The sequence below is a fragment of the Nonomuraea ceibae genome (assembly GCF_019396325.1).
Taxonomy (GTDB): Bacteria; Actinomycetota; Actinomycetes; order Streptosporangiales; family Streptosporangiaceae; genus Nonomuraea; species Nonomuraea ceibae.
Genome location: NZ_JAHKRO010000071.1, coordinates 24,334 through 45,439, shown reverse-complemented (window position 1 = coordinate 45,439; position 21,106 = coordinate 24,334). Strand labels below are relative to the sequence as shown.

Genomic DNA, 21,106 nt, shown 5'->3' with positions numbered 1-21,106 from the left:
TCAGGCGATCCACCCCTCCCCGTGCACCACGTCGCGGTGGATGCGTGACAGCGGCACGCCGTCGCCCTGCAGCCGCCGGACCGTCTCGTTCACCATCGGGGGCGGGCCGCACACGTACACCTCGTGCTCGGCCCAGGAGTGGAAGCGCTGCGTGACCTCGGGCAGCCGCCCGCGCAGCCCGTCGTAGCCCGGCTCGTCCGACACCACCGGCAGCACCCGCAGCCACGGGTACGACGCCTCCATCCTGATCAGGTCGGGCAGGTCGTACAGCTCGCCGGGGGTTCGGGCGCCGTACAGCAGGTGGACGCCGCGGCGGCCGCCGGAGGCGATCACCTGCTCGATGATCGCCTTCAGCGGCGCCAGGCCGGTGCCGCCCGCCACGAACAGCAGGTCGCGCGTGCCCTCGCCGGGCGGCGCCAGCGTGCCCATCGGCGGCCCCAGCATGACGGTGTCGCCGATGCGGGTGTCGCGGTTGAGCGTGGTCGAGACCCAGCCGCCGGGGACCGAGCGCACGTGCAGGCGGACGGTGTTGTCGGGACGCGGCGCGTTGGCGATGCTGAACGTCCGCCACACCCGGGGCCAGCGGGCGGTCTGCACGTTGACGTACTGCCCGGCGGTGAACGGGAGGTGCTGCGTGGGGCGCAGCGTGACGACCGCGATGTCGGGGCGGCGGCGTTCGTGGTCGACGACCTCCGCCAGCCACCACGCGGGTGACACCCCGGCGTCGGCCTCGGCCGACTCGATCATGAGCGTGGCGGCCGCCTCGTAGGCCGCGACCCAGGCGGCCTCGATCTCGGCGGTCCAGACGGCGGCGGCGAAGCGCCGCACGGTGGCCAGCAGAGCCGAGCCGATGGCGCTGTAGTGGTCGGCGACGACGCCGTACTTGCGATGGTCCCTCCCTAGTTGCCCCAGGTATGACGCCATGCTGTCCGGGCTGTCCAGGCTCCACACGATGCGGGTCAGCGCATGGAAGAGCCGGTCCCGCTGCACGTCCATCGAGGGCGGGAACATGCCCCTCAGGTGCGGGTTCTCGGCGAACAGGCGGCCGTAGAAGTAGGCGGCCGCCTTGCCGGCCACCGGTTCGATGATGGAGAAGCTCTCTTTGACCAGGCGCGGATTCAACGACATATACCCAACCCGTCCTATTGACCGGAAACGCATTCCGGTCGTGTCGTCCCACCTCCCTGACGGCTCCGGGTGACGAGCGTCCGGAGTACCCCGGCACGTCCGATCGCTCGAAATCCAGTGTTACACCACCTCCTGGACCTCACAACCGATTCACCCCAATGAGGTGCGGATCTGAACTATCCGTAACTGGAGGGTTATTAGCAGCATTCAGCGTCAATGGGATTTAGGCCGATAAATATGAATGATAATTCTCTTCATATCTCCCCTCCCACGTGCGGCGCGAGAGTGCCGCCGGACCCGGAGAACGTCAGACGGGCAGGAGCGAGGAGATCTGTGGGAGAAGCGACATAGGCGAAATGGAGTGCGCCATGATGGGCCTGTGGCTGCCGCGACCGGCGACGCCACACCGGAGAGAGCGCCCCCTGGAGATCGCCATGTCCCGACCGCTGATTGGCATCACCGCCTACTTCGAAGCCGCCCGCTGGGACGTCTGGGTACGCGAGGCCGTGCTCTCACCGCCGGCCTACGCCAAGGCCGTCGAACGGGCCGGCGGCGCGCCCGTGGTGCTGCCCCCGCTCGCCCCCCACGCGGTCGACGACTACGTACGCGGCCTGCGCGGCGTGGTGCTGACCGGCGGCGTCGAGGTCGCCGCGTCGGCCTACGGGGACGAGCAGGACGAGCGCGCCCCCGCCCCCCAGCCGCAGCGCGACCGCTTCGAGCTCGCCCTGGCCCGAGCGGCCGTGCGGGCCGACGTGCCGGTCCTCGGCATCGCCCGCGGCATGCACGTGCTCAACGTCGCCCAGGGCGGCACCCTCATCCCGTGGCTGCCGGAGATGCTGGAGAGCGACCGCCACGGCGAGGCCGGCGCCCGCCACCGCATCCAGGTCAGCGTCTCCAGCAAGCTCGGCAAGGCGGTCGGCGACCACGTCGAGGTCGTCGCCCCGCACACCCAGTCGGTGCGCCGCCTGGGCACCGGCCTGCTGGCCGTCGCCTGGGCCGAGGACCAGGTCGTCGAGGGCGTCGAGCTGCAGGGCCACCGCTTCGCCGTCGGCGTGCAGTGGCACCCCGAACGCGGCGACGACAACGGCCTGTTCGATGCGCTCGTGGAAGCGGCCCGCTAGGCTTCGGATCATGCCGCTGCACCCCCAGGCGCAGGCTTACGTCGCCGCCTACCCGTCGGACCTCAACACCGACCTGGCCACGCTCGACCTGGAGAAGATCCACGAGCTGCGGGCCGTCGACGGGTTCGCCGAGCAGCGCGGGCCGCTGCCGCAGCTGCCGTTCGTCCGCGACGAGACGGCCGAGGACGTGCCGATCCGCATCTACCGCGCCGACCGGGGCGACGAGCCGCTGCCCGTGCTCGTCTACTTCCACGGCGGCGGCTGGGTGTTCGGCAGCGTCAAGCGCAACGACGCCCTCGGCCGCGACCTCGCCATCCGCACCGGCGCGGTCGTCGTCTCGGTCGACTACCGGCTGGCCCCCGAGCACCCGTTCCCGGCGGCGGCCGACGACGCCTGGACCGTGCTGCGCGACATCTTCGCCCGGCCCGCCTTCTACCAGAGCACCGGCAGCGTGGCGGTGATCGGCGACAGCGCGGGCGGCAACCTGGCCGCCGTGGCCGCCTGGCAGGCCCGCGACGCCGGGCTGCGGCTGGCCCACCAGGTCCTCGTCTACCCGGTCCTCGACGCCGCCCTCGACACCCCCAGCTACCGCGAGTTCGCCAAGGGCTACGGCCTCGACGCCGCCGAGATGGACTGGTACGTGCGGCAGTACGCCGGCGACGCCGACCGCGCCGACCCGCGCCTGGCGCCGCTGCGGCTGGAGTCGGCGGCCGGGCTGCCGCCCGCCACCGTGGTCACGGCGGGCTGCGACGTGCTGCGCGACGAGGGCGAGCGCTACGGCGAACGGCTGGCCGAGGCGGGCGTGCCGGTCGAGGTGCGCCGCTTCGAGGGCGCGGTGCACGGCTTCTTCGGCCTGCCGCGCCTGTTCGACCAGGCCGCCGAGGCGCGCGACTACGTGGCCGGGCGGCTGAGGGAGTTCCTGTGACCTACGAGCGGCTCACCACCGACACGCCCGCCGACGGGGTCCTGCGCGTCACGATCAGCGCGCCCGGCAAGCTCAACGCCGTCGACGCCACCGGCCACCGCGAGCTGGCCGGGATCTGGCGCGACATCGACGGCGACGACTCCGTGCGCGCCGTCGTGGTGCGCGGCGAGGGCGAGGCGTTCTCCGCCGGCGGCGACCTGTCGATGATCGAGGACATGACCCGCGACCACGCCACCCGGATGCGCGTGTTCGCCGAGGCCCGCGACCTCGTCTACAACGTGATCAACTGCTCCAAGCCGATCGTCTCCGCCATCCAGGGCCCCGCCGTCGGCGCCGGGCTCGCCGTCGCCCTGCTGGCCGACATCTCCGTCGCCGGCCGCACCGCGCGCGTCATCGACGGCCACACCCGGCTCGGCGTCGCCGCCGGAGACCACGCCGCGATCGTCTGGCCGCTGCTGTGCGGGCTGGCCAAGGCCAAATACCACCTGCTGCTGTGCGAGCCCGTCACCGGCGAGCAGGCCGAGCGGATGGGCCTGGTCAGCCTCTGCGTCGATGACGACGAGGTGCACGAGACCGCCCTCGGCCTCGCCGTCCGGCTCGCCGCCGGCGCCCAGGAGGCCGTCCGGCTCACCAAGTACGCGCTCAACAACTGGCTGCGCCTGGCCGGGCCGTCCTTCGACGCCTCGCTGGCCATGGAGTTCCTCGGCTTCACCGGCCCCGACGTGGCCGAAGGCGTCCGTGCGCTGCGCGAGAAGCGTCCCCCGTCGTTCGGCTGAACAAGTGGTTTCGCCCCCGCCCCGCGGGTAGGCGGAGAGCGGAGCGGGGCGACAGACCCAGGGCCTGTCTGCCGGGGCCGAGAACGCCGCCCGGGGGGACGAAGCAGCGGCCCGCGAGGGTCAGAAGCCGCGGGGCAGGCCGAGCACCTGGGTCGCGAGGTAGTTGAGCAGGAGCTCCTCGGTCACAGGTGCCACCTTCCCGATCCGGGCGTCGGCCAGGAGCCGGGCCACGGGATACTCCAGCGAGTAGGCCATCCCGCCGTGCGTCTGGAACGCGGCGTCGGCCGCTTCCCAGGCGGCCTGCGACGCGGTCAGCTTGGCGATGTTGGCCTCGGTGCCGCACGGCAGCCGCCGGTCGAACGACCACGCCGCCTTGTAGATCATCAGGCGGGCCAGCTCGATCTTCGCCTTGACCTGGGCCAGCGGGAACGCGATGGCCTGGTTGGCGCCGATCGGCCGGCCGAACACCTCGCGCTGCTTCGCGTAGTCGACCGCGACGCGCAGCGCCACCTCGGCCCCGCCCAGCGCCGAGGCGGCCAGCAGGACGCGCTCGGGGTTGAGGATGTCCCACAGCACGGCCGCGCCCTCGTCCGGCCGCCCCACGACCCGCGAGGCGGGCACCCGCACGCCGTCCAGGAACACCAGGTTGGACGGCGTGGTGTTGGCGCCCATCTTGGGGATCGGCCGGTAGGTGAGCGTTCCCGCCGCGACCGCCTCGGGCACGTTCACCAGGAACACCGTCAGCCCGGCGCTGCGCGGGCGCGCCTCGGCCGCCGGGATCGTCCGGGCGACCAGCAGCATCCAGGTGGCCCGCTGCACCCCGGTGATCCAGATCTTCTGCCCGTTGATCACGTAGTCGCCGCCGTCGCGACGCGCCGACGTCGTGATCGCCAGCGCGTTGGACCCGGCGTCCGGCTCGGTCAGCGCGAAACACGTCTCCACCTCGCCCGTCGCCAGCGACGGCAGCAGCTCCGCCTGCTGCTCGGCGCTGCCGTGACGGCTCAGCGTCAGCGCCCCGAACCCGGGCGTGAGCACGTACGTGAACGCCGACCCGCCCGCCGCGCCCGAGGCCGCGATCGTCTCGGTGGCCACGGCCAGCTCCAGCAGCCCCTGCCCGCCGCCGCCGAACCGCTCCGGCACCGCCAGCCCCAGCCAGCCGCCCTTGGCCAGCTCGTCCCACACCTCCTGCGGCCAGCGCTTGTCGCTCTCGCAGCGCTGCCAGTAGTCCAGGTCGTAGCGGGAGCAGATGGCGGCCACGCCGCTCCGCACGGCCAGCGCGGATTCGGGGAGGGTGAAGTCCATCACATCATCGTAGAAGGAAGTTCTGCCGGCGGGCGAGGGCGCCGCGCGTGGAAGACGAACGCCGGGGGAGCGTTGCGCCACACCGTGCGCCCCGCCACCACCTCCTCGAACCGCTCCGACAGCAGCGACCGGAACCGGCGGGCCGAGCTCATCGGGATCGCGTGGATGTAGGAGAACGTGGTGAACGCCCCCGCCGGGCTCATCGCCGCCGTCACCGCGCCCAGCAGCGCGAGCTGCAGCTCCGTCGGGAAGGCCGCCCACGGCAGCCCGCTCACCACCACGTCCGCCTGCCGCAGGCCGCGCTGCGACAGCAGCCCGGTCAGCTCCGCCGCGTCGCCGTGCACCACGTCCACCGCCGGGAACCGCTCGGCCAGCAGCGCCGCCATCGGCTCGTTCAGCTCCACCGCAAGGTGGTGCCCCCGCCCGGCCAGCCGGCGCTGGATCTCCGCCGTGAACGGGCCGGTGCCCGGTCCCAGCTCGACGACGGTGGGCTCGCCGCGCTCGGGCACCGGCGCGCAGACCGCCGAAGCCAGCCGCTGGGAGCTGGGCGCGAACGCGCCGATGGTCGCCGGGGCACGCAGGAACTGACCGAGGAACAGTGCGCTGTCGTTGGGCATGCACCGACGGTAAGTGCGAAGATCGTGTACGGGAGTCCGTCATCGGGCCGGGGATCCGGCCAGTAGGAGGAGAAGCCATCCTCCGCCGGGAGGACTGTCCACGAGTGCCACCTGGATACCTTTGACGCATGAGTTGGCGTTGGCGTGGCGCGCCCCTCGACCTGCTCCTCGCCGCCGCCGGAGTCAGCCTCGACCTGCTGATGTCCGGCCAGGCGCGGATCGGCGACCTGCCGCCCGCATACACGGTCGGACCCTTCGCGCTGCTGGTCGGCGCGCCCATGGGGTTCGTGCGGCGCTGTCCGCTGCCCACCGCGCTGTGGTTGTCGGTCGCGCTGATCTGCACCGACCGGCTGGACGCCTTCAGCTCCAACACCGCCCAGGTGCTGCTGCTCGTCGCCGTCGGCGTCACCGCCTACAGCGCCGGCTGGCGATCGGTGATCATGGCGATGGCCGCCAGCGGCGTCGCCACCGGGCTCAACCTCGCCGACCCCGGCATCGCCTTCACCAGCACCTCGCTGATGTACGCCGCGGGCATCACCGTCTTCCCCGTGATCGTCGGCGGCTACCTGCGCGGCTCGATAGGCGAGCTCGAACACCGCGACGTCACCCCCGACGTGCTTCTGGCCGCCGGCGGCGTCGCCCAGACCGTCCTCAGCACCTGGACGAGCTGGCACAGCGGCGGCCACCCCGCCTGGGTCATCGGCCTGTTCGCCGTCGGGGCCGGGCTCGCGCTCGGCGTCGCCAGGCGGCTGCCCGGCCTCGTCTTCCTCCTCCAGGGCATCGTGCTCGTCGCCGCCGACAGCTACCTGCCCGAGGTCGTCAACAGCTGCCTGGTGCTCACGCTCATCGCCCTCGGCGTGTTCGCGATGCGGGTCGCCTCCTGGACCTGGACCGTCGTCGCCTACCTGGCCACCTGCCTGCTCGCCGCCATCGCCGTCGTCGGGCCCGGCACCGAGGTCACCGGCTTCCGCGCCGCCGTGCTCTGCGCCCTCGTCATCACCCCCGTCGCCATCGGCCGCTACCTGGGGATGAAACAGGCCGCCGCCGCCGCCGAACGGCTGCGCGTACGGGAGTCCACCCGGCTCACCGTGGCGCAGGTCCGCGCCGACCAGCTCGCCGAACGCGAGCGCATCGCCCGCGACGTGCACGACATCGTCGCCCACCACGTCGGCGCCATGGTGCTGCGGGCCAGCGCCGCCCGCTACACCGCCCCCGACGGGCCCGTCGCCGACGCCCTCACCGACATCCGCGAGACCGGGCACCAGGTGCTGGAGGACCTGCGCGGCCTCATCGACCTGCTGCGCGACCCCGACCGCCAGCCCGACCTGCTCGCCGACCCCGCCGACGTGGTCCGCGAGGCCGCCGAACGGATGTCCGCCGCCGGGCTCCTCGTCGACCTCGACCTCGACCCCGCCACCGACCACACCTCGCTGCTCGCCCGCACCTCCGCGGCCCGCATCGTCCAGGAAGGCCTCACCAACGTGCTCAAACACGCAGGACCCGGCACCGAGGTCCGCGTCCGCGTCCGCGCCGACGGCGACAGCCTCGCCGTCGAGATCCGCAACGGACGCCCGCCCACCGGCATCGAACGGCTGCCCTCCTCCGGGCGTGGCCTGGCGGGCATGCGCGAGCGCGTCAAGACCCTCGGCGGCACCCTCACCGCCGGGCCCGACGAGGACGGCGGCTGGCTGCTGGCGGCCAGCCTGCCCGCCGCCAGGGGCAACGCGTGATCCGCGTCCTCATCGCCGACGACCAGGTGCTCGTCCGCGCCGGCGTGCGGATGCTGCTGCAGGCCAACAGCGACATGGAGGTGGTCGGCGAGGCCGACGACGGCGCCGAGGCCGTCCGGCTGGCCGAACGCCACCTGCCCGACGTCATCCTCATGGACCTGCGCATGCCCCGCGTCGACGGGCTGGAGGCCATCCGCCGCGTCCTGGCCGCCCGGCCGTCCACCCGCATCGTCGTCCTCACCACGTTCGCCGAGGACTCCAACGTGTACGCGGCCCTGCGCGCCGGCGCCGTCGGCTTCCTCGTCAAGGACGACGAGCCCGAGCGCATGGTCGACGCCGTCCGCCGCGCCCACGCCGGCGAGCAGCTCCTGGCCCCCTCCGTGCTGCGCCGCGTCGTCGACCGCTTCCTCGACGCCGAGGAGCAGGCCGCCGCCCCCGCCCCGCGCGGCCTCACCGAACGCGAGATCGAGGTGCTCGCCCTCGTCGGCACCGGCCTGTCCAACGCCGAGATCGCCGAGGAGCTGCACGTCGGCGTCACCACCGTCAAGACCCACATCGCCGCCGCGATGGAGAAGCTCGGCCTGCGCAACCGCATCCAGGCCGCCGTCGTCGCGCACCGCGCCGGCCTCGTCGACGCCTCCTTCCGCACCGTCCGTCCGCCGCGTGGCGGACCGGCGGGTAGCCCGTCAGGCTGACGACCGGGGGAGGGGGCGGGCGCGATCCTTCTGCTCTCACCACCGACGGAAGGATCGCCATGTCCGACTCCACCTACGACACGACCACGCGCGCGGGCGCCCGCCCCGGACCGGCCCCCACGGGCGGCCGGGTGTCCCCGGGACTCCTGTACGCGCTCCGCGTGGCCGTCGTCGCCCAGGCGGCGTCGCTGCTGGTCGCCGCCTCCCTGGCGGGCCAGGCGGTCGCCTCGGACGGCGCCATGGCCGAGGCGCACGTGATGGCCGGGCTCGCCGTCCACCTCGTCGCGCTCGTCCAGATCGTCCTGGCCGTGCTCGTCTGGCGGCCCGGCCGGGGCGCCGGCTGGCCCGCCCTGGCCAGCGTCGCCCTGTTCGTCGTCGGGATGGGGCAGCACTTCACCTGGCTGTGGCTCGGCGCCCACCTGCCCAGCGGCGTGGTCCTGTTCGGCCTCGTCACCGCGATGCTGCTGTGGTCCTGGTCCCCCACCGCCTCCCGCCGCCGCTAGCACCCCGGGTTCCGGGGTCGGGGTGTCTTCCCGGCCGGCCCGCCAGGGTCCGGGCGTCTGCCCGCCGGCCCGTCAAGGTTTGGGGTGTCTCCCCTCCTCTCCGCTAGGGTTTGGGGTGTGTATGTGAAGATCTGCGGTCTCAGTGAGCCCGAGCACGTGGCCACCGCGGTCGAGGCCGGCGCCGACGCGATCGGCTTCGTGCTCACCCGCAGCCCGCGCCAGGTCACCCCGGAGCGGGCCGCCGAGCTGGCCGCCCTGGTGCCGGAGCACGTGCTGACCGTCGGCGTCTTCCGCGGCGAGGACCCCGCCACCGTGCGGGCCGCCGCCCTCACCGCCGGTGTCCGCGCCATCCAGCTGCACGGCCGCCACCCGCACGGCGACTTCACCGCGCTCAAGGACCTCGGCCTGACGCTCGTCCGCGCCGTCGACGCCAGCGCCGACCTGCGCTGCGGCGCCTTCGACGAGAGCATGCTCATCGTCGACGCGCCCCGGCCGGGCTCCGGCGAGCCCTGGGACTGGGCCGCCGTCCGCGACCGCCCCTCGGGCCACTGGCTCCTCGCGGGCGGCCTCGACCCGGCCAACGTCGCCGAGGCCGTCGCCGCCGCCCGCCCCTGGGGCGTGGACGTCTCCAGCGGCGTCGAGACCGCCCCGGGCGTGAAGGACTCCGCCCTCATCGAGGCGTTCCTCGCGGCCTCCCGCGCCGCCGCGTGACCACCCTGAGCACCCAAGCACCCCGAGCGCCCCGAGTGCCCTCGGGGCCAACGGGTCACGCCAGAGCCGTCCCGGAGCGCGTACGGGCGTCCGGGTTTCCTGCCGCCTGCCCCGGACCCCCGGGAGGGCCGGACGTTCGACGACCGAGTGACGGAGGGGCCGGACATGGGCCGAGAGGACGTGGAGCTGCGGCGGGCGCTGGAGTTCGTGCGGGGGTTCGCGCGGCGGCGGGCGCCACGGGTCGTGGACGTGCCCGGCGGGTTCGCGGTGCTCGACGACCGCTACCCGGGCTCGTACGACGACAACAAGCTCGTCGTGTGGGCCGGTGACGACCCCGGCGTGGTGCTGGAGGCGGCGGAGCGGGTGCTCGGCGGGAGGGAGCACCGGCAGGTCAACGTGGACGACGACGCGCTCGGCGCGGCCTTCGCGCCCACGTTCGCGGCGGCCGGGTACGAGCACGAGGAGACCCTCGTGATGGTCTTCCGCGGAGCCCCGCCGGCCGGGCCGCCCGAGGCCGAGCGCCTGGAGGTGGCCGAGCTGCTGCCGGTGGTGCGGGAGAGCTGGCGCGCGACGCTGCCGGAGGCGTCCGAGGAGGTCGTCGACGGGCTGGCGCGGCGGATCGAGACCCGGCTGCGGGGCGCCGACCGGGTGGGGTTCCGGGGCGTACGGGCGGCGGACGGCGGCCTGGCCGCGTACGCCGACCTGTACGCGCACGAGGGCGTCGCGCAGATCGAGAGCCTGGTCACCCTGGCCCGGCACCGGGGCAACGGCCACGCCCGCGCCCTCATGCGCTCGCTGCTGGCCGAGACGGCGGGGGCTGACCTGGTCTTCCTGCTGGCCGACGCCGCCGACTGGCCCAAGGACTTCTACGCCCGCCTCGGCTTCGAGACGGCCGGACGCACGCACTCCTTCCTGAAGACCCCGTAGCGGCGCCCCCCGGCCCCGCAACGCCCCTCCGACCGTCCACCCTCCGACCGTCCACCCTCCGGCTGGGAAATCGGAGGGTACGTCCGCCCGCACCTGTCGCCCCTGAGCCGCCGAGCGTGCCGTCCGCCGGGGGTGACCCGGAGGTGGGGGAATCGGGGGATACCGCCGCCCCGCCCCCGACAACCCCGAGGTGCCCCAGCGGGCCGTCCGGCCGTCTGCCGAGGTGACCCTGAGGTGGGAATCGGGGGATGCGGCCGCCCCACCCCCTGTCGGCCCTGAGCCGCCGTCCGGCCGTCGCCGGGGGCGACCCTGAGGTGGGGAATCGGGGGATCGGGGGCCGCTGGGCAGGAAGTTTGACGCAGTAGGGTCTGGGGCGTGAGTGAAACTTCCGCCGAGGACCGAATCTGGACGGTTCCGAACCTGCTGAGCTTCCTGCGCCTCCTCGGCGTGCCCGTGTTCCTCTGGCTGGTTCTGGGCCCGAAGGCGGACGGGTGGGCCATCGCGATCCTGGCGGTGGCCGGCTTCACCGACTGGCTCGACGGCAAGATCGCCCGGGCGTTCAACCAGACCAGCAAGCTGGGCCGGATCATCGACCCGGCGGCCGACAAGCTCTACGTGTTCGCGACGATCCTGGCGCTGCTCGTGCGGGAGGTCATCCCGTGGTGGCTGGCGGCCGTGATCCTGGCGCGGGAACTCTTCGTCGCGTGTTTCATCCCCGTACTTCGCAAACATGGCTATAAGGCACTTCAAGTGCATTTTCTGGGCAAGGCAGCCATGTTCAACCTCATGTACGCCTTCCCTCTGCTCTTCCTTGCCTCCCATGACGGGTGGTATGCCGATATAACCCGCATTGTCGGGTGGGCGTTCGCGCTCTGGGGAACGGGCCTGTACTGGTGGGCAGGCGTGTTGTATGTGATACAGGTGCGCCGGCTCGTAACCGCGACCACGAAGGAGTGATCGGGTGAAGGCGGTCGTCATGGCGGGCGGTGAGGGCACCCGGTTGCGTCCGATGACGGCCAACCAGCCCAAACCCCTGCTTCCCGTGGTCAACCGCCCGATCATGGAGCACGTCCTGCGGCTGCTCAAGCGGCACGGCGTCACCGAGACCGTGGTGACGGTCCAGTTCCTGGCGGCGCTCGTGCGCAACTACTTCGGCGACGGCGACGAGCTCGGGATGAGCCTGCAGTACGCCACCGAGGACGTGCCGCTCGGCACGGCGGGCAGCGTGAAGAACGCCGCTGCCCGGTTACATGACGATCGTTTCCTGGTCATCTCCGGCGACGCCCTGACGGATATCGACTTATCCGACATGGTCCGCTTTCATCGCGAAAATTCGGCACTTGTCACCATCGGCTTGAAGCGCGTCCCGAACCCCCTCGAGTTCGGCATCATCATCGTCGACGAGTCCGGCCGGGTGCAGCGCTTCCTGGAGAAGCCCACCTGGGGCCAGGTCTTCTCCGACACCGTCAACACCGGCGTCTACGTCATGGAGCCCGAGGTCCTGGCGCACGTGGCCGCCGGCGAGCCCGTCGACTGGTCGGGCGACGTCTTCCCCCGCCTCCTGGAGCGCGGCGCCCCCATCTACGGCTACGTGGCCGCCGGCTACTGGGAGGATGTCGGCACCCACGAGAGCTACCTCAAGGCCCACGCCGACGCCCTGACCGGCAAGGTCAGGCTGGACATCGGCGGCTTCGAGGTCTCGCCCGGCGTCTGGGTGGCCGCCTCCGCCTCCGTCGAGCCCGACGCCGTGCTCAAGGGCCCGCTGTTCATCGGCGAGTACGCCAAGGTCGAGGCGGGCGCCGAGCTGCGCGAGTACACGGTCCTGGGCAACAACGTGGTGGTGCGCGAGGGCGCGTTCCTGCACCGGGCGATCGTGCACGACAACGTCTACCTCGGCCCTGGCACCCACCTGCGCGGCTGCGTGATCGGCAAGAGCACCGACGTGATGAGCGGCGCCCGGATCGAGGAGAACGCGGTCGTCGGCGACGAGTGCGTCATCGAGCCCGAGGCGTACGTCTCCAGCGGGGTGCGGGTCTACCCGTTCAAGACCATCGAGGCGGGCGCGGTCGTCAACACGAGCGTCATCTGGGAGTCGCGCGGCCAGCGCAGCCTGTTCGGGCCGCGCGGCGTCAGCGGGCTGGTCAACGTGGAGATCACCCCCGAGCTGTGCGTGCGGCTGGCCAGCGCGTACGCGACCACGCTGAGCAAGGGCGCGAACGTCGTCACCTCGCGCGACTCCTCGCTGGCCGCGCGGGCGCTGAAGCGGGCGGTGATCGGCGCGCTGACCGCCAGCGCCATCAACGTGCTGGACCTGGAGGCCGCCCCGCTGCCCGTGGCCCGCTTCCATGCCACCCGGGGCACGGCGGCGGGCGGCATCGCGCTCCGCACGACGGCCGGCGACCCGCAGAGCGTCGACATCGTCATCATGGACGACCGGGGCGCCGACCTGCCCCCGGCCGCTCAGCGCAAGCTGGAGCGGGTCTTCTCCCGGCAGGAGTTCCGCCGCGCCTTCCCCGGCGAGATCGCCGAGCTCACCTACCCGGCCAGGGCCGTCGAGGACTACGCGCACGAGCTGCTGCGCCGGGTGGACATGACGGGCGTACGGGACATGAAGGTGGTCGTCGACTGCGCGGGCGGCACTTCGTCGCTGGTGCTGCCCCGGCTGCTGGGCCGGGCCGGGATCGAGGTGCTGACGGTCAACGCCGTCCTGGACGACCTGTCGCCCACGGAGACGATCGCCGAGCGCCGCCGTGACCTGCAACGCCTCTCCGAGCTCGTCAGCTCCTCCAGGGCGGCCTTCGGGGTCCGCTTCGACCCCGTGGGGGAGCGCATCGCGCTGGTGGACGAGATGGGCCAGCTCATCGGCGAGGAGCGGGCCCTGCTCGTGGTGCTCGACCTGGTGGCCGCCGAGCGGCGCGGCGGGCGGGTGGCGCTGCCCGTCACCACCACCCGCGTCGCCGAGCAGGTGTGCCGCTTCCACGGCGTCGAGGTGGAGTGGACCTCGACCGCCGTGGACGCCCTCACCTCGGCCGCCGCCGGGCCCGGCATGATCTTCGCGGCCGACGGCCGGGGCGGCTTCGTGGTGCCGGAGTTCAGCCCGGCGCTCGACGGCCTGGCCGTGTTCATGCGCCTGCTCGGCCTGGTCGCGCGCACCCGGCTCTCGCTCAGCCAGATCGACGCCCGCATCCCCGAGGTCAACCTGCTCAGACGGGCGATCCCGACGCAGTGGGCGGTCAAGGGCGCGGTCATGCGCTCGGTCATCGAGGCCGCCGAGGCCGCCCGCGACGGCCACCGCGTCGACACCACCGACGGCGTGCGGGTGGCGGGGGAGGACGGGAGCTGGGTGCTCATCCTGCCCGCGGCCACCGAGCCGGTCACCCACCTGTGGGCCGAGGCGGCCGACGTCGACACCGCGCAGCTCCTCCTGGAGCGCTGGGCGCGCGTGGTGGAGCGGGCGAGCACCTGATCCCGGTGATTTGTCGGGATGGCGGGCAAGATCGTAATGTTGGAAAGGCGCGGCGGCATGGACCTTCGGGCGGGGGCGGCGGTAACTTTGTCAGCGTCCAGCCTGTCGTCCAGCGCCCCGCCTTGACCTTTGCCGCTGATCAGCGTAAGTTGCGGCATTCGCAAAATCTTGAGAGCGAAGCGAGGCGCGCCCCGAGCACCGTTGCCGCGTCTTCGCGGTAGGAGGCCGAGCCGATCGATGCCGAGCGTCTACTGCACGCAGTGCGGGCACGCCAACCCCGAGGATGCCCGTTTCTGTTCCCGTTGTGGGTCACCGTTGACCAGACCCGAGGTCTCAGGGGATACCACATCGACGATCTCCGTCGCGGGAATAGAGGCGTACGAGGCAGAGACCGGTGACATGCTGCTGGCCGAGCGGGCGCTGGTCGAGCAGCTTCCGCCCGGCACGGCGCTGCTGACCGTGACCAGGGGGCCCAACCAGGGCAGCCGTTTCAAACTCGACAAGGACCTCACCACCACCGGCCGCCATCCGGAGAGTGACATCTTCCTCGACGACATCACGGTCTCGCGCCGCCACGTCGAGTTCTACCGCCATCGCGGCGGCCAGTTCTCGGTGCGCGACGTGGGCAGCCTCAACGGCACCTACGTCAACCGCGAGCGCATCGAGGAGGTTCCGCTCCATTCAGGCGACGAGGTGCAGATCGGCAAGTTCCGGCTCCTGTTCCTGATGCGGACACCCGCCGGCACATGAGTTCGCAGGCGGCACGCTCGCACATGAGCATCGGGGAGGTGCTCGCCCTGCTGCAGGGCGAGTTCCCCGACGTCACCGTCTCCAAGATCCGATTCCTGGAGGGCGAAGGGCTCATCGAGCCCGAGCGCACCCCGTCCGGCTTCCGCAAGTTCACCCACCTGCACGTCGAGCAGCTGCGCTACATCCTCACCGAGCAGCGCGACCACTACCTGCCGCTGCGGGTGATCAAGGACAAGATGGCGGAGGGCTTCGGCCGCCCGCGCGCCCTCCAGGACAAGCAGGAGGTCCGGCTCAGCCGCGCCGAGCTGCTGGAGGCCGCCGGGATCGACGAGGAGACGCTCACCGAGCTGGAGGACTACGGCCTGCTCGCGGCCAAGGCCAGGCGCTACGACGAGGACGCGCTGAAGGTGGCCCGCAGCGTCGGCGCGCTGGCCAAATTCGGCCTGCACGCCCGCCATCTGCGGGCGGTCCGGGCGGCGGCCGAGCGCGAGGCGGGGCTGGTGGAGCAGACGGTGGCGCCGATCCTGAAACGCCGGGCGCCCGGCGCGATCGGGGAGGCCGACGAGACGGCCAGGGAGCTGTCGGCTCTGCTGCTCGACCTGCACGCGGCGCTGCTGCGCACGGGTGTGCGGAGCGTTCTGGGGCGATGAGCGGCCCGCGGGACATTCAGGGCTCCCCGGGTGTTACGTTGAATTGCAGAAGCGGACCAGCGATGACCTGTGCCGGGCCACCGGCCAGTCGAATATGGAGCAGCCCGTGTTGCAGATGGAGGTCGTGGGCGTTCGCGTAGAAATGCCTACAAATCAACCGATCGTCTTGCTCAAGGAGGCACACGGGGAGCGGTTCCTGCCGATCTGGATCGGCATGACCGAAGCGACGGCCATCGCCCTGGCCCAGGCGGAGGAGCCTCCCCCGCGGCCGCTGACCCATGACCTGTTCCGGGACGTGTTGAGCGCGCTCGGCGTGGGCCTGCGCGCGGTCAACATCGTCGCGCTGCGTGACGGCATCTTCTTCGCCGACCTCGTGTTCTCCAACGGGGTGGAGGTGAGCGCCCGGCCGTCCGACTCGATCGCGCTCGCCCTGCGCACCGGGGCCCGCATCTTCGCCAGCGAGGAGGTGGTCCAGGAGGCCGGCGTGATCATCCCGGACGACCAGGAGGACGAGGTGGAGAAGTTCAGGGAGTTCCTTGACACGATCTCTCCCGAGGACTTCGGCAGGGCGGGGTAGGTATTTCAGTGCATTTACGCTTCACGACGCGCCGAGCCGGATCGTTGACTGAGCATGGTCACGGTCCTACGGTGCAAGTGAAACCCGCGGTCGCCTTTTACGAACCCCCAGATCAGGCCGCGGGATGAGAGAAAGCCGGAGGTCCGCGTGGCGGTCAGCAGCGGCGAGGGAAAGACGGCCGGCCAGGAAGATCCGGTGCGGCGCGAGAGCGCGCGGCAGCGTGCCGGGGAGCAGGGTCTGCTCTTCGACGAGCAGCCCGCCATGCTTCCCGACGACATCGGATACCGCGGGCCGACGGCCTGCGCGGCGGCCGGCATCACCTACAGGCAGCTTGACTACTGGGCGCGCACCGGACTGGTGGAGCCCACGATAAGAGCCGCCCAGGGCTCGGGATCGCAGCGGCTCTACAGCTTCCGCGACATCCTGGTCCTCAAGGTCGTCAAGCGGTTGCTCGACACGGGAGTCTCGCTCCAGCAGATCCGCACCGCCGTGCAGCATCTGCGTGACCGCGGGGTCGCCGACCTCGCGCAGATCACGCTGATGAGCGACGGGGTCAGCGTCTACGAGTGCACCTCGGCCGACGAGGTGATCGACCTGCTCCAGGGCGGTCAGGGCGTGTTCGGCATCGCGCTCGGCCGGGTCTGGCGCGAGGTCGAGGGCTCCCTCGCGGAGCTGCCGGGGGAACGCGCGGCGGTCGCGGACACCGTCCCGGCCGAACATCCCGCTGACGAGCTGGCCCGGCGGCGCCGCGCACGGCGCACAGGGTGACCACGACGCACAGGTGACCACCGCGCACAGGTGACCGCGACGTACAGGTGACCACCGCGCACAGGGCGGCGGGGAACACGGGGCGACGGGGAACACCGGGTGACGGGAATCACCGGGTGACGGGGAGCGACTCTCCCGGCGTGCGCATCAGGCCGCCTGCGGTGGGGTTGCCGGACAAGGCGTAGTAATCTGGGACATGCTGTCGACCCCGTGCGGGAGAGACCCCGGCTGGCCCGGGGCGCCGAAGGAGCAACCCTCCCCGGAATCTCTCAGGCATCCCGTACCGCTCGGGTGAGGCAACTCTGGAAAGCAGGTGCGCCCGCCAGGCGCGCTTCACCGACGGTGCAAGCCCCGCCGGGGCGAAGCTCTCAGGTCGCGATGACTAGCGCGCGGTGACAGAGGGGGAGATCCGGCATTCGCCCGCGCCCAGCGCCGGTCTCCAAAGCCTCGGGAGGCATCTCCATGACAGATCTGTCAGCACCGCCGTTCTCGGCCCGGCACATCGGCCCGTCCGCGGCCGAGCAGCAGCGCATGCTCGAGGCCGTCGGCTTCGAATCGGTGGCGGACCTGGTCGCCGTCGCCGTCCCCGAGTCCATCAGGGCCAAGGACCGGCTCAAGCTGCCCGCCGCCGCGAGCGAGACCGAGGCGATCGCCGAGCTGCGCGCCCTGGCCGGCCGCAACCGCGTCCTCACCTCGATGATCGGCCTGGGCTACCACGACACGGTCACGCCCGCCGTCATCCGCCGCAACCTGCTGGAGAACCCGGGCTGGTACACCGCCTACACGCCCTACCAGCCGGAGATCTCGCAGGGCCGGCTGGAGGCGCTGCTCAACTTCCAGACCGTGGTGTCCGACCTCACCGGCCTCCCCGTCGCGGGCGCGTCCCTGCTGGACGAGGCCACCGCCGCGGCCGAGGCCATGACGCTGGCCCGGCGCGCCGGCAAGGCGAAGAGCGACGTGTTCGTCGTCGACGCCGACGCCCTCCCGCAGACCAAGGCGGTGCTGGCCACCCGCGCCGAGCCGCTCGGCATCACGCTCGTGGAGAGCGACCTGGAGGGCGAGCTGCCCGAGTGCTTCGGCGTGCTCGTGCAGTACCCCGGCGCCTCCGGCCGGCTGCGCGACTTCCGCGCCGTGGCCGGGCGGGCGCACGAGGCGGGCGCGCTCGTCGTGGCCGCCGCCGACCTGCTCGCGCTCACCCTGCTCGCCGCCCCCGGCGAGCTCGGCGCCGACATCGCGATCGGCTCCTCGCAGCGGTTCGGCGTGCCGTTCGGCTTCGGCGGCCCGCACGCCGCCTACATGTCCGTACGCGACGGGCTGCAGCGGCAGATGCCCGGCCGCCTCGTCGGGGTGTCGGTCGACGCCGACGGCGACCCCGCCTACCGGCTGGCCCTGCAGACCCGCGAGCAGCACATCCGCCGCGAGAAGGCCACCAGCAACATCTGCACCGCCCAGGTGCTCCTCGCCGTGATCGCCGGCATGTACGCCGTCTACCACGGCCCCGACGGGCTGCGCCGCATCGCCGCCCGCGTCCACCGCCACGCCGCCACCCTGGCCGAGGGGCTGCGCCGGGGCGGCGTCGAGGTGGTGCACGGCGAGTTCTTCGACACCGTGCTCGCCCGCGTGCCCGGCCGCGCCGCCGAGGTCGTCGCCGCCGCCGCCGAGCGCGGCGTCAACCTGTGGCAGGCCGGCGACGACCACGTCTCGATCTCCTGCGACGAGAAGACCGGCGCCGCCGAGCTGGCCGCCGTGTGGGCGGCGTTCGGCGTCGAGCCCGCCGGGGAGGCCGCCGACGCGCTGCCCGCCGCCCTGCTGCGCGAGTCCGACTACCTGACCCACCCGGTCTTCCACGAGCACCGCTCCGAGACCGCGATGCTGCGCTACCTGCGCAAGCTCCAGGACAAGGACATCGCGCTCGACCGCTCCATGATCCCGCTCGGCTCCTGCACGATGAAGCTGAACGCGACCACCGAGATGGAGCCCATCACCTGGCCTGAGTTCGCCGCGATCCACCCGTACGCGCCCGAGGCCCAGGCCGCCGGCTACCGCGAGCTGATCGAGACGCTGGAGGGCTGGCTGGCCGAGGTCACCGGCTACGACGCCGTCTCCATCCAGCCGAACGCCGGCTCCCAGGGCGAGTTCGCCGGACTGCTGGCCATCCGCGCCTACCACCGGGCCAACGGCGACACCGAGCGCGACGTCTGCCTCATCCCGTCCTCGGCGCACGGCACCAACGCCGCCAGCGCCGTCATGGCCGGCATGCGGGTCGTCGTCGTGGCCTGTGACGACGACGGCAACGTCGACCTCGCCGACCTCGACGCCAAGATCGGCAAGCACCGCGACCGGCTCGCCGCGATCATGGTCACCTACCCGTCCACGCACGGCGTGTACGAGGAGAGCATCACCGAGGTGTGCGCCAAGGTGCACGAGGCCGGCGGCCAGGTGTACGTCGACGGCGCCAACCTCAACGCGCTCGTCGGCCTGGCCAAGCCGGGCGAGTTCGGCGCCGACGTGTCCCACCTCAACCTGCACAAGACGTTCTGCATCCCGCACGGCGGTGGCGGCCCCGGCGTCGGCCCCGTCGCGGTCCGCGGCCACCTGGCCGCCTACCTGCCCGGCCACCCGCTGCGCGACGGCAGCGCCGTCGGCCCCGTCTCCGCCGCCCCCTACGGCTCGGCCGGCATCCTGCCGATCTCGTGGGCCTACGTCCGGATGATGGGCGCCGAGGGCCTGACCGCCGCCACCGAGCAGGCCATCCTGTCGGCCAACTACCTGGCCAGGCGGCTCGCCCCGCACTACCCCGTCCTCTACACCGGGCGCGGCGGGCTGGTGGCCCACGAGTGCATCGTGGACCTGCGGCAGATCACCAAGGAGACCGGCGTCACCGTCGACGACGTGGCCAAGCGCCTCATCGACTACGGCTTCCACGCGCCGACCATGTCGTTCCCCGTCGCGGGCACGCTCATGATCGAGCCGACCGAGAGCGAGGACCTGAACGAGCTCGACCGGTTCGTCGACGCGATGATCGCCATCCGCGGCGAGATCGCCAAGGTGGCGTCCGGCGACTACGACAAGTCGGACAACCCTCTGCGCAACGCCCCGCACACCGCCGAGGCGGTCACCGCCGACGAGTGGCCGCACCCCTACACCCGGACCGAGGCCGCCTACCCGGTGCCCTCGCTGCGCGACGGCAAGTACTGGGTGCCGGTGCGCCGCATCGACCAGGCGTACGGGGACCGCAACCTGGTGTGCTCGTGCCCGCCGCTGGAGGCGTACGAGGACTGACCGGACCGCTCGGCCGCCCGGAGGACCCCGCCCGCGCAGGGCGGGGTTCTCCGCTTTCCAGGCCGGCTGGGTCAAGTGAGCAGACATGATCGTCAGAAGTGGTTAAGCTCGGTGCGATCGCCGCGCGAAGGAGCTCTCTTGACGTCCTCAGAGCTGCAGACCCCGCCCCTCGACACCGCTCGCCGGCTGGCCGAGCACGGTGACCTCGACGGCGCGGCGGCCATTCTCGCCGACCTCGCCGCCGCCGACGGGCCCGACGCCGCGCAGGCCGCCGTGGGGCTCGCCGTCGTCCTCGACGAGGCGGGCGACGTCGAGGGCGCCCGCGCCGCCGCCCGCGCCGCGCTCGCCACCGGCCATCCCGAGTTCGCCGCCCAGGCGGCCTGCCACCTGGCTCAGGGCTTCGAACGCGAGGGCCGCCTCGGCCAGGCCCGGGGCGCCTGGCAGGCCGTCCTCGGCGTCGGGACGCCCGCGTACGTGCCGCTGGCCCACCTGGCGCTCGCCCGGCTCGCCCTCGACGCCGACGACCCCGACGAGGCCGAGTCCGCCCTGCGCGCCGCCCTCGACACGGCGGGGCCCGCCGACGGTGAGCCGCGCGCCGGGGACGCCCCTGAGGGTGCGACCGACGTGCGGATGCACGCCGTCCAGCAGCTCGCCGACCTGCTCATCGAGCGCGGCGACCCGGGGGAGGCCGCCGACCTGCTGCTCGACGCCCTCCGCGACGCCTCCGGTGACGACGCCGCCCGGCTGCGCGTCCAGCTCGGCATCGCCCATCTGGAGCTCGCGTGCGCCGAGTTCGCGGGCGCGGTCGAGGACGGCGGCGAGGCCCAGACGAGCGCGCTGGCGATCGAGCTGCTGGCCCGCACGCTGCCGCTGCGCGGCCGGGCCGACGACGCCGACCACGTGTGGGCGTACGGCCTGGACCACGAGGACGAGACGCTCGCCTCCGAGGTCCGCCTCCGCTACGACCGCTGACCCGCACCCACAGCGACCGGCAGCGGCGACGCACGGCAGCGGCCGGCGGACGGCCACGGGCGGCCCCGGCATCCGGAGGCCACGAGGGAGCGGCAGCGCCTCGTGCGGCAGGTGGCCCCGCAGGGCGCGGCCGGGCTCCTGGGGTGGCTACGTCCCGCAGCGGCGGGGGGCTGGGGCGGTCCCGTGTGGCAGGGCCACGGGGGACG

General features: G+C 72.7%; 19 protein-coding genes and 1 riboswitch. Of the genes, 16 read left to right on the top strand and 3 right to left on the bottom strand.

The genetic code is table 11. The features are described 5' to 3' along the window. Positions 1–1,128: a globin domain-containing protein gene (locus KME80_RS33100; protein WP_219510477.1), complete on the bottom strand. Its 1,128-nt coding sequence runs from the start codon at positions 1,126–1,128 to the stop codon at positions 1–3. Between the two features lie 434 nt (positions 1,129–1,562). On the opposite strand from KME80_RS33100, the gene KME80_RS33095 reads away from it, so the two are divergent. Genes KME80_RS33095 through KME80_RS33085 form a run of 3 tightly spaced genes read left to right on the top strand, consistent with a single transcriptional unit; the run spans position 1,563 to position 3,950 of the window. Beyond that, positions 1,563–2,249: a gamma-glutamyl-gamma-aminobutyrate hydrolase family protein gene (locus KME80_RS33095; RefSeq protein ID WP_219510476.1), complete on the top strand. Its 687-nt coding sequence runs from the start codon at positions 1,563–1,565 to the stop codon at positions 2,247–2,249. A gap of 10 nt (positions 2,250–2,259) precedes the next feature. Continuing rightward, the gene (locus tag KME80_RS33090) at positions 2,260–3,174 is read left to right on the top strand and encodes an alpha/beta hydrolase (protein ID WP_219510475.1); all 915 of its coding nucleotides are present in this window, start codon (positions 2,260–2,262) and stop codon (positions 3,172–3,174) included. After that, positions 3,171–3,950, top strand: coding sequence for an enoyl-CoA hydratase/isomerase family protein (locus KME80_RS33085; protein ID WP_219510474.1), 780 nt, complete (start codon positions 3,171–3,173; stop codon positions 3,948–3,950). Before KME80_RS33090 ends, KME80_RS33085 begins: the two co-directional genes overlap by 4 nt. A 120-nt stretch (positions 3,951–4,070) precedes the next feature. Here the strand turns inward: KME80_RS33085 and KME80_RS33080 are convergent, their stop codons facing one another. Next, positions 4,071–5,252 carry an acyl-CoA dehydrogenase family protein gene (locus KME80_RS33080; protein ID WP_219510473.1) on the bottom strand — a complete coding sequence of 394 codons (1,182 nt, stop codon included), beginning with the start codon at positions 5,250–5,252 and terminating at the stop codon, positions 4,071–4,073. After that, positions 5,252–5,869 carry a class I SAM-dependent methyltransferase gene (locus KME80_RS33075; protein WP_219510472.1) on the bottom strand — a complete coding sequence of 206 codons (618 nt, stop codon included), beginning with the start codon at positions 5,867–5,869 and terminating at the stop codon, positions 5,252–5,254. The genes KME80_RS33080 and KME80_RS33075 overlap by 1 nt, the downstream gene beginning before the upstream one ends. A 128-nt stretch (positions 5,870–5,997) precedes the next feature. Here KME80_RS33075 and KME80_RS33070 point away from each other — a divergent pair, with 128 nt between their 5' ends. The 13 genes from KME80_RS33070 to KME80_RS33010 all read left to right on the top strand — a co-directional run bounded on the left by KME80_RS33070 (position 5,998) and on the right by KME80_RS33010 (position 20,900). Further along, the gene (locus tag KME80_RS33070) at positions 5,998–7,599 is read left to right on the top strand and encodes a sensor histidine kinase (protein WP_246646164.1); all 1,602 of its coding nucleotides are present in this window, start codon (positions 5,998–6,000) and stop codon (positions 7,597–7,599) included. Beyond that, positions 7,596–8,294 carry a response regulator gene (locus KME80_RS33065; protein ID WP_219510471.1) on the top strand — a complete coding sequence of 233 codons (699 nt, stop codon included), beginning with the start codon at positions 7,596–7,598 and terminating at the stop codon, positions 8,292–8,294. Before KME80_RS33070 ends, KME80_RS33065 begins: the two co-directional genes overlap by 4 nt. Before the next feature lie 59 nt (positions 8,295–8,353). Further along, positions 8,354–8,797, top strand: coding sequence for a hypothetical protein (locus KME80_RS33060; RefSeq protein ID WP_246646163.1), 444 nt, complete (start codon positions 8,354–8,356; stop codon positions 8,795–8,797). Between the two features lie 117 nt (positions 8,798–8,914). Then, positions 8,915–9,508 carry a phosphoribosylanthranilate isomerase gene (locus KME80_RS33055; RefSeq protein ID WP_219510470.1) on the top strand — a complete coding sequence of 198 codons (594 nt, stop codon included), beginning with the start codon at positions 8,915–8,917 and terminating at the stop codon, positions 9,506–9,508. A gap of 165 nt (positions 9,509–9,673) precedes the next feature. Next, positions 9,674–10,435 (top strand): GNAT family N-acetyltransferase, encoded by a 762-nt coding sequence (locus tag KME80_RS33050; protein ID WP_219510469.1) that lies wholly within the window; start codon positions 9,674–9,676, stop codon positions 10,433–10,435. Positions 10,436–10,810: 375 nt separating this feature from the next. After that, a complete protein-coding gene (gene clsA / locus KME80_RS33045; RefSeq protein WP_219510468.1) occupies positions 10,811–11,392 on the top strand; it encodes a cardiolipin synthase ClsA in 582 nt (193 codons plus the stop codon). Between the two features lie 4 nt (positions 11,393–11,396). After that, the gene (locus KME80_RS33040) at positions 11,397–13,901 is read left to right on the top strand and encodes a mannose-1-phosphate guanyltransferase (RefSeq protein ID WP_219510467.1); all 2,505 of its coding nucleotides are present in this window, start codon (positions 11,397–11,399) and stop codon (positions 13,899–13,901) included. Positions 13,902–14,138: 237 nt separating this feature from the next. After that, on the top strand, positions 14,139–14,651 hold the full coding sequence (locus KME80_RS33035; protein WP_219510466.1) for a double zinc ribbon and FHA domain-containing protein: 513 nt from the start codon (positions 14,139–14,141) through the stop codon (positions 14,649–14,651). Between the two features lie 23 nt (positions 14,652–14,674). Further along, complete coding sequence (ftsR, locus tag KME80_RS33030; protein ID WP_246646162.1) at positions 14,675–15,301, top strand: transcriptional regulator FtsR; 627 nt, start codon at positions 14,675–14,677, stop codon at positions 15,299–15,301. Between the two features lie 106 nt (positions 15,302–15,407). Then, complete coding sequence (locus KME80_RS33025) at positions 15,408–15,878, top strand: bifunctional nuclease family protein (RefSeq protein ID WP_082310546.1); 471 nt, start codon at positions 15,408–15,410, stop codon at positions 15,876–15,878. A 147-nt stretch (positions 15,879–16,025) separates the two neighbouring features. Next, entirely contained in the window at positions 16,026–16,646 is a 621-nt protein-coding gene (locus KME80_RS33020) for a MerR family transcriptional regulator (RefSeq protein ID WP_219510464.1), read from the top strand. A 203-nt stretch (positions 16,647–16,849) separates the two neighbouring features. Then, positions 16,850–16,942: riboswitch (glycine riboswitch) on the top strand. A 166-nt stretch (positions 16,943–17,108) separates the two neighbouring features. Next, positions 17,109–19,928: an aminomethyl-transferring glycine dehydrogenase gene (gene gcvP / locus KME80_RS33015; protein WP_219510463.1), complete on the top strand. Its 2,820-nt coding sequence runs from the start codon at positions 17,109–17,111 to the stop codon at positions 19,926–19,928. A 138-nt stretch (positions 19,929–20,066) separates the two neighbouring features. Beyond that, complete coding sequence (locus KME80_RS33010; protein WP_219510461.1) at positions 20,067–20,900, top strand: tetratricopeptide repeat protein; 834 nt, start codon at positions 20,067–20,069, stop codon at positions 20,898–20,900. The last annotated feature ends 206 nt before the right edge of the window (positions 20,901–21,106 follow it).

Excerpts from the sequence above, each read along its gene's own strand:
- ftsR (WP_246646162.1), top strand. The coding sequence starts at position 14,675 with ATGAGCATCGGGGAGGTGCTCGCCCTGCTGCAGGGCGAGTTCCCCGAC.
- KME80_RS33090 (WP_219510475.1), top strand. The coding sequence starts at position 2,260 with ATGCCGCTGCACCCCCAGGCGCAGGCTTACGTCGCCGCCTACCCGTCG.
- KME80_RS33035 (WP_219510466.1), top strand. The coding sequence starts at position 14,139 with ATGCCGAGCGTCTACTGCACGCAGTGCGGGCACGCCAACCCCGAGGAT.
- KME80_RS33050 (WP_219510469.1), top strand. The coding sequence starts at position 9,674 with ATGGGCCGAGAGGACGTGGAGCTGCGGCGGGCGCTGGAGTTCGTGCGG.
- KME80_RS33060 (WP_246646163.1), top strand. The coding sequence starts at position 8,354 with ATGTCCGACTCCACCTACGACACGACCACGCGCGCGGGCGCCCGCCCC.
- KME80_RS33095 (WP_219510476.1), top strand. The coding sequence starts at position 1,563 with ATGTCCCGACCGCTGATTGGCATCACCGCCTACTTCGAAGCCGCCCGC.
- KME80_RS33100 (WP_219510477.1), bottom strand. The coding sequence starts at position 1,128 with ATGTCGTTGAATCCGCGCCTGGTCAAAGAGAGCTTCTCCATCATCGAA.
- gcvP (WP_219510463.1), top strand. The coding sequence starts at position 17,109 with ATGACAGATCTGTCAGCACCGCCGTTCTCGGCCCGGCACATCGGCCCG.
- KME80_RS33080 (WP_219510473.1), bottom strand. The coding sequence starts at position 5,252 with ATGGACTTCACCCTCCCCGAATCCGCGCTGGCCGTGCGGAGCGGCGTG.
- KME80_RS33075 (WP_219510472.1), bottom strand. The coding sequence starts at position 5,869 with ATGCCCAACGACAGCGCACTGTTCCTCGGTCAGTTCCTGCGTGCCCCG.
- KME80_RS33070 (WP_246646164.1), top strand. The coding sequence starts at position 5,998 with ATGAGTTGGCGTTGGCGTGGCGCGCCCCTCGACCTGCTCCTCGCCGCC.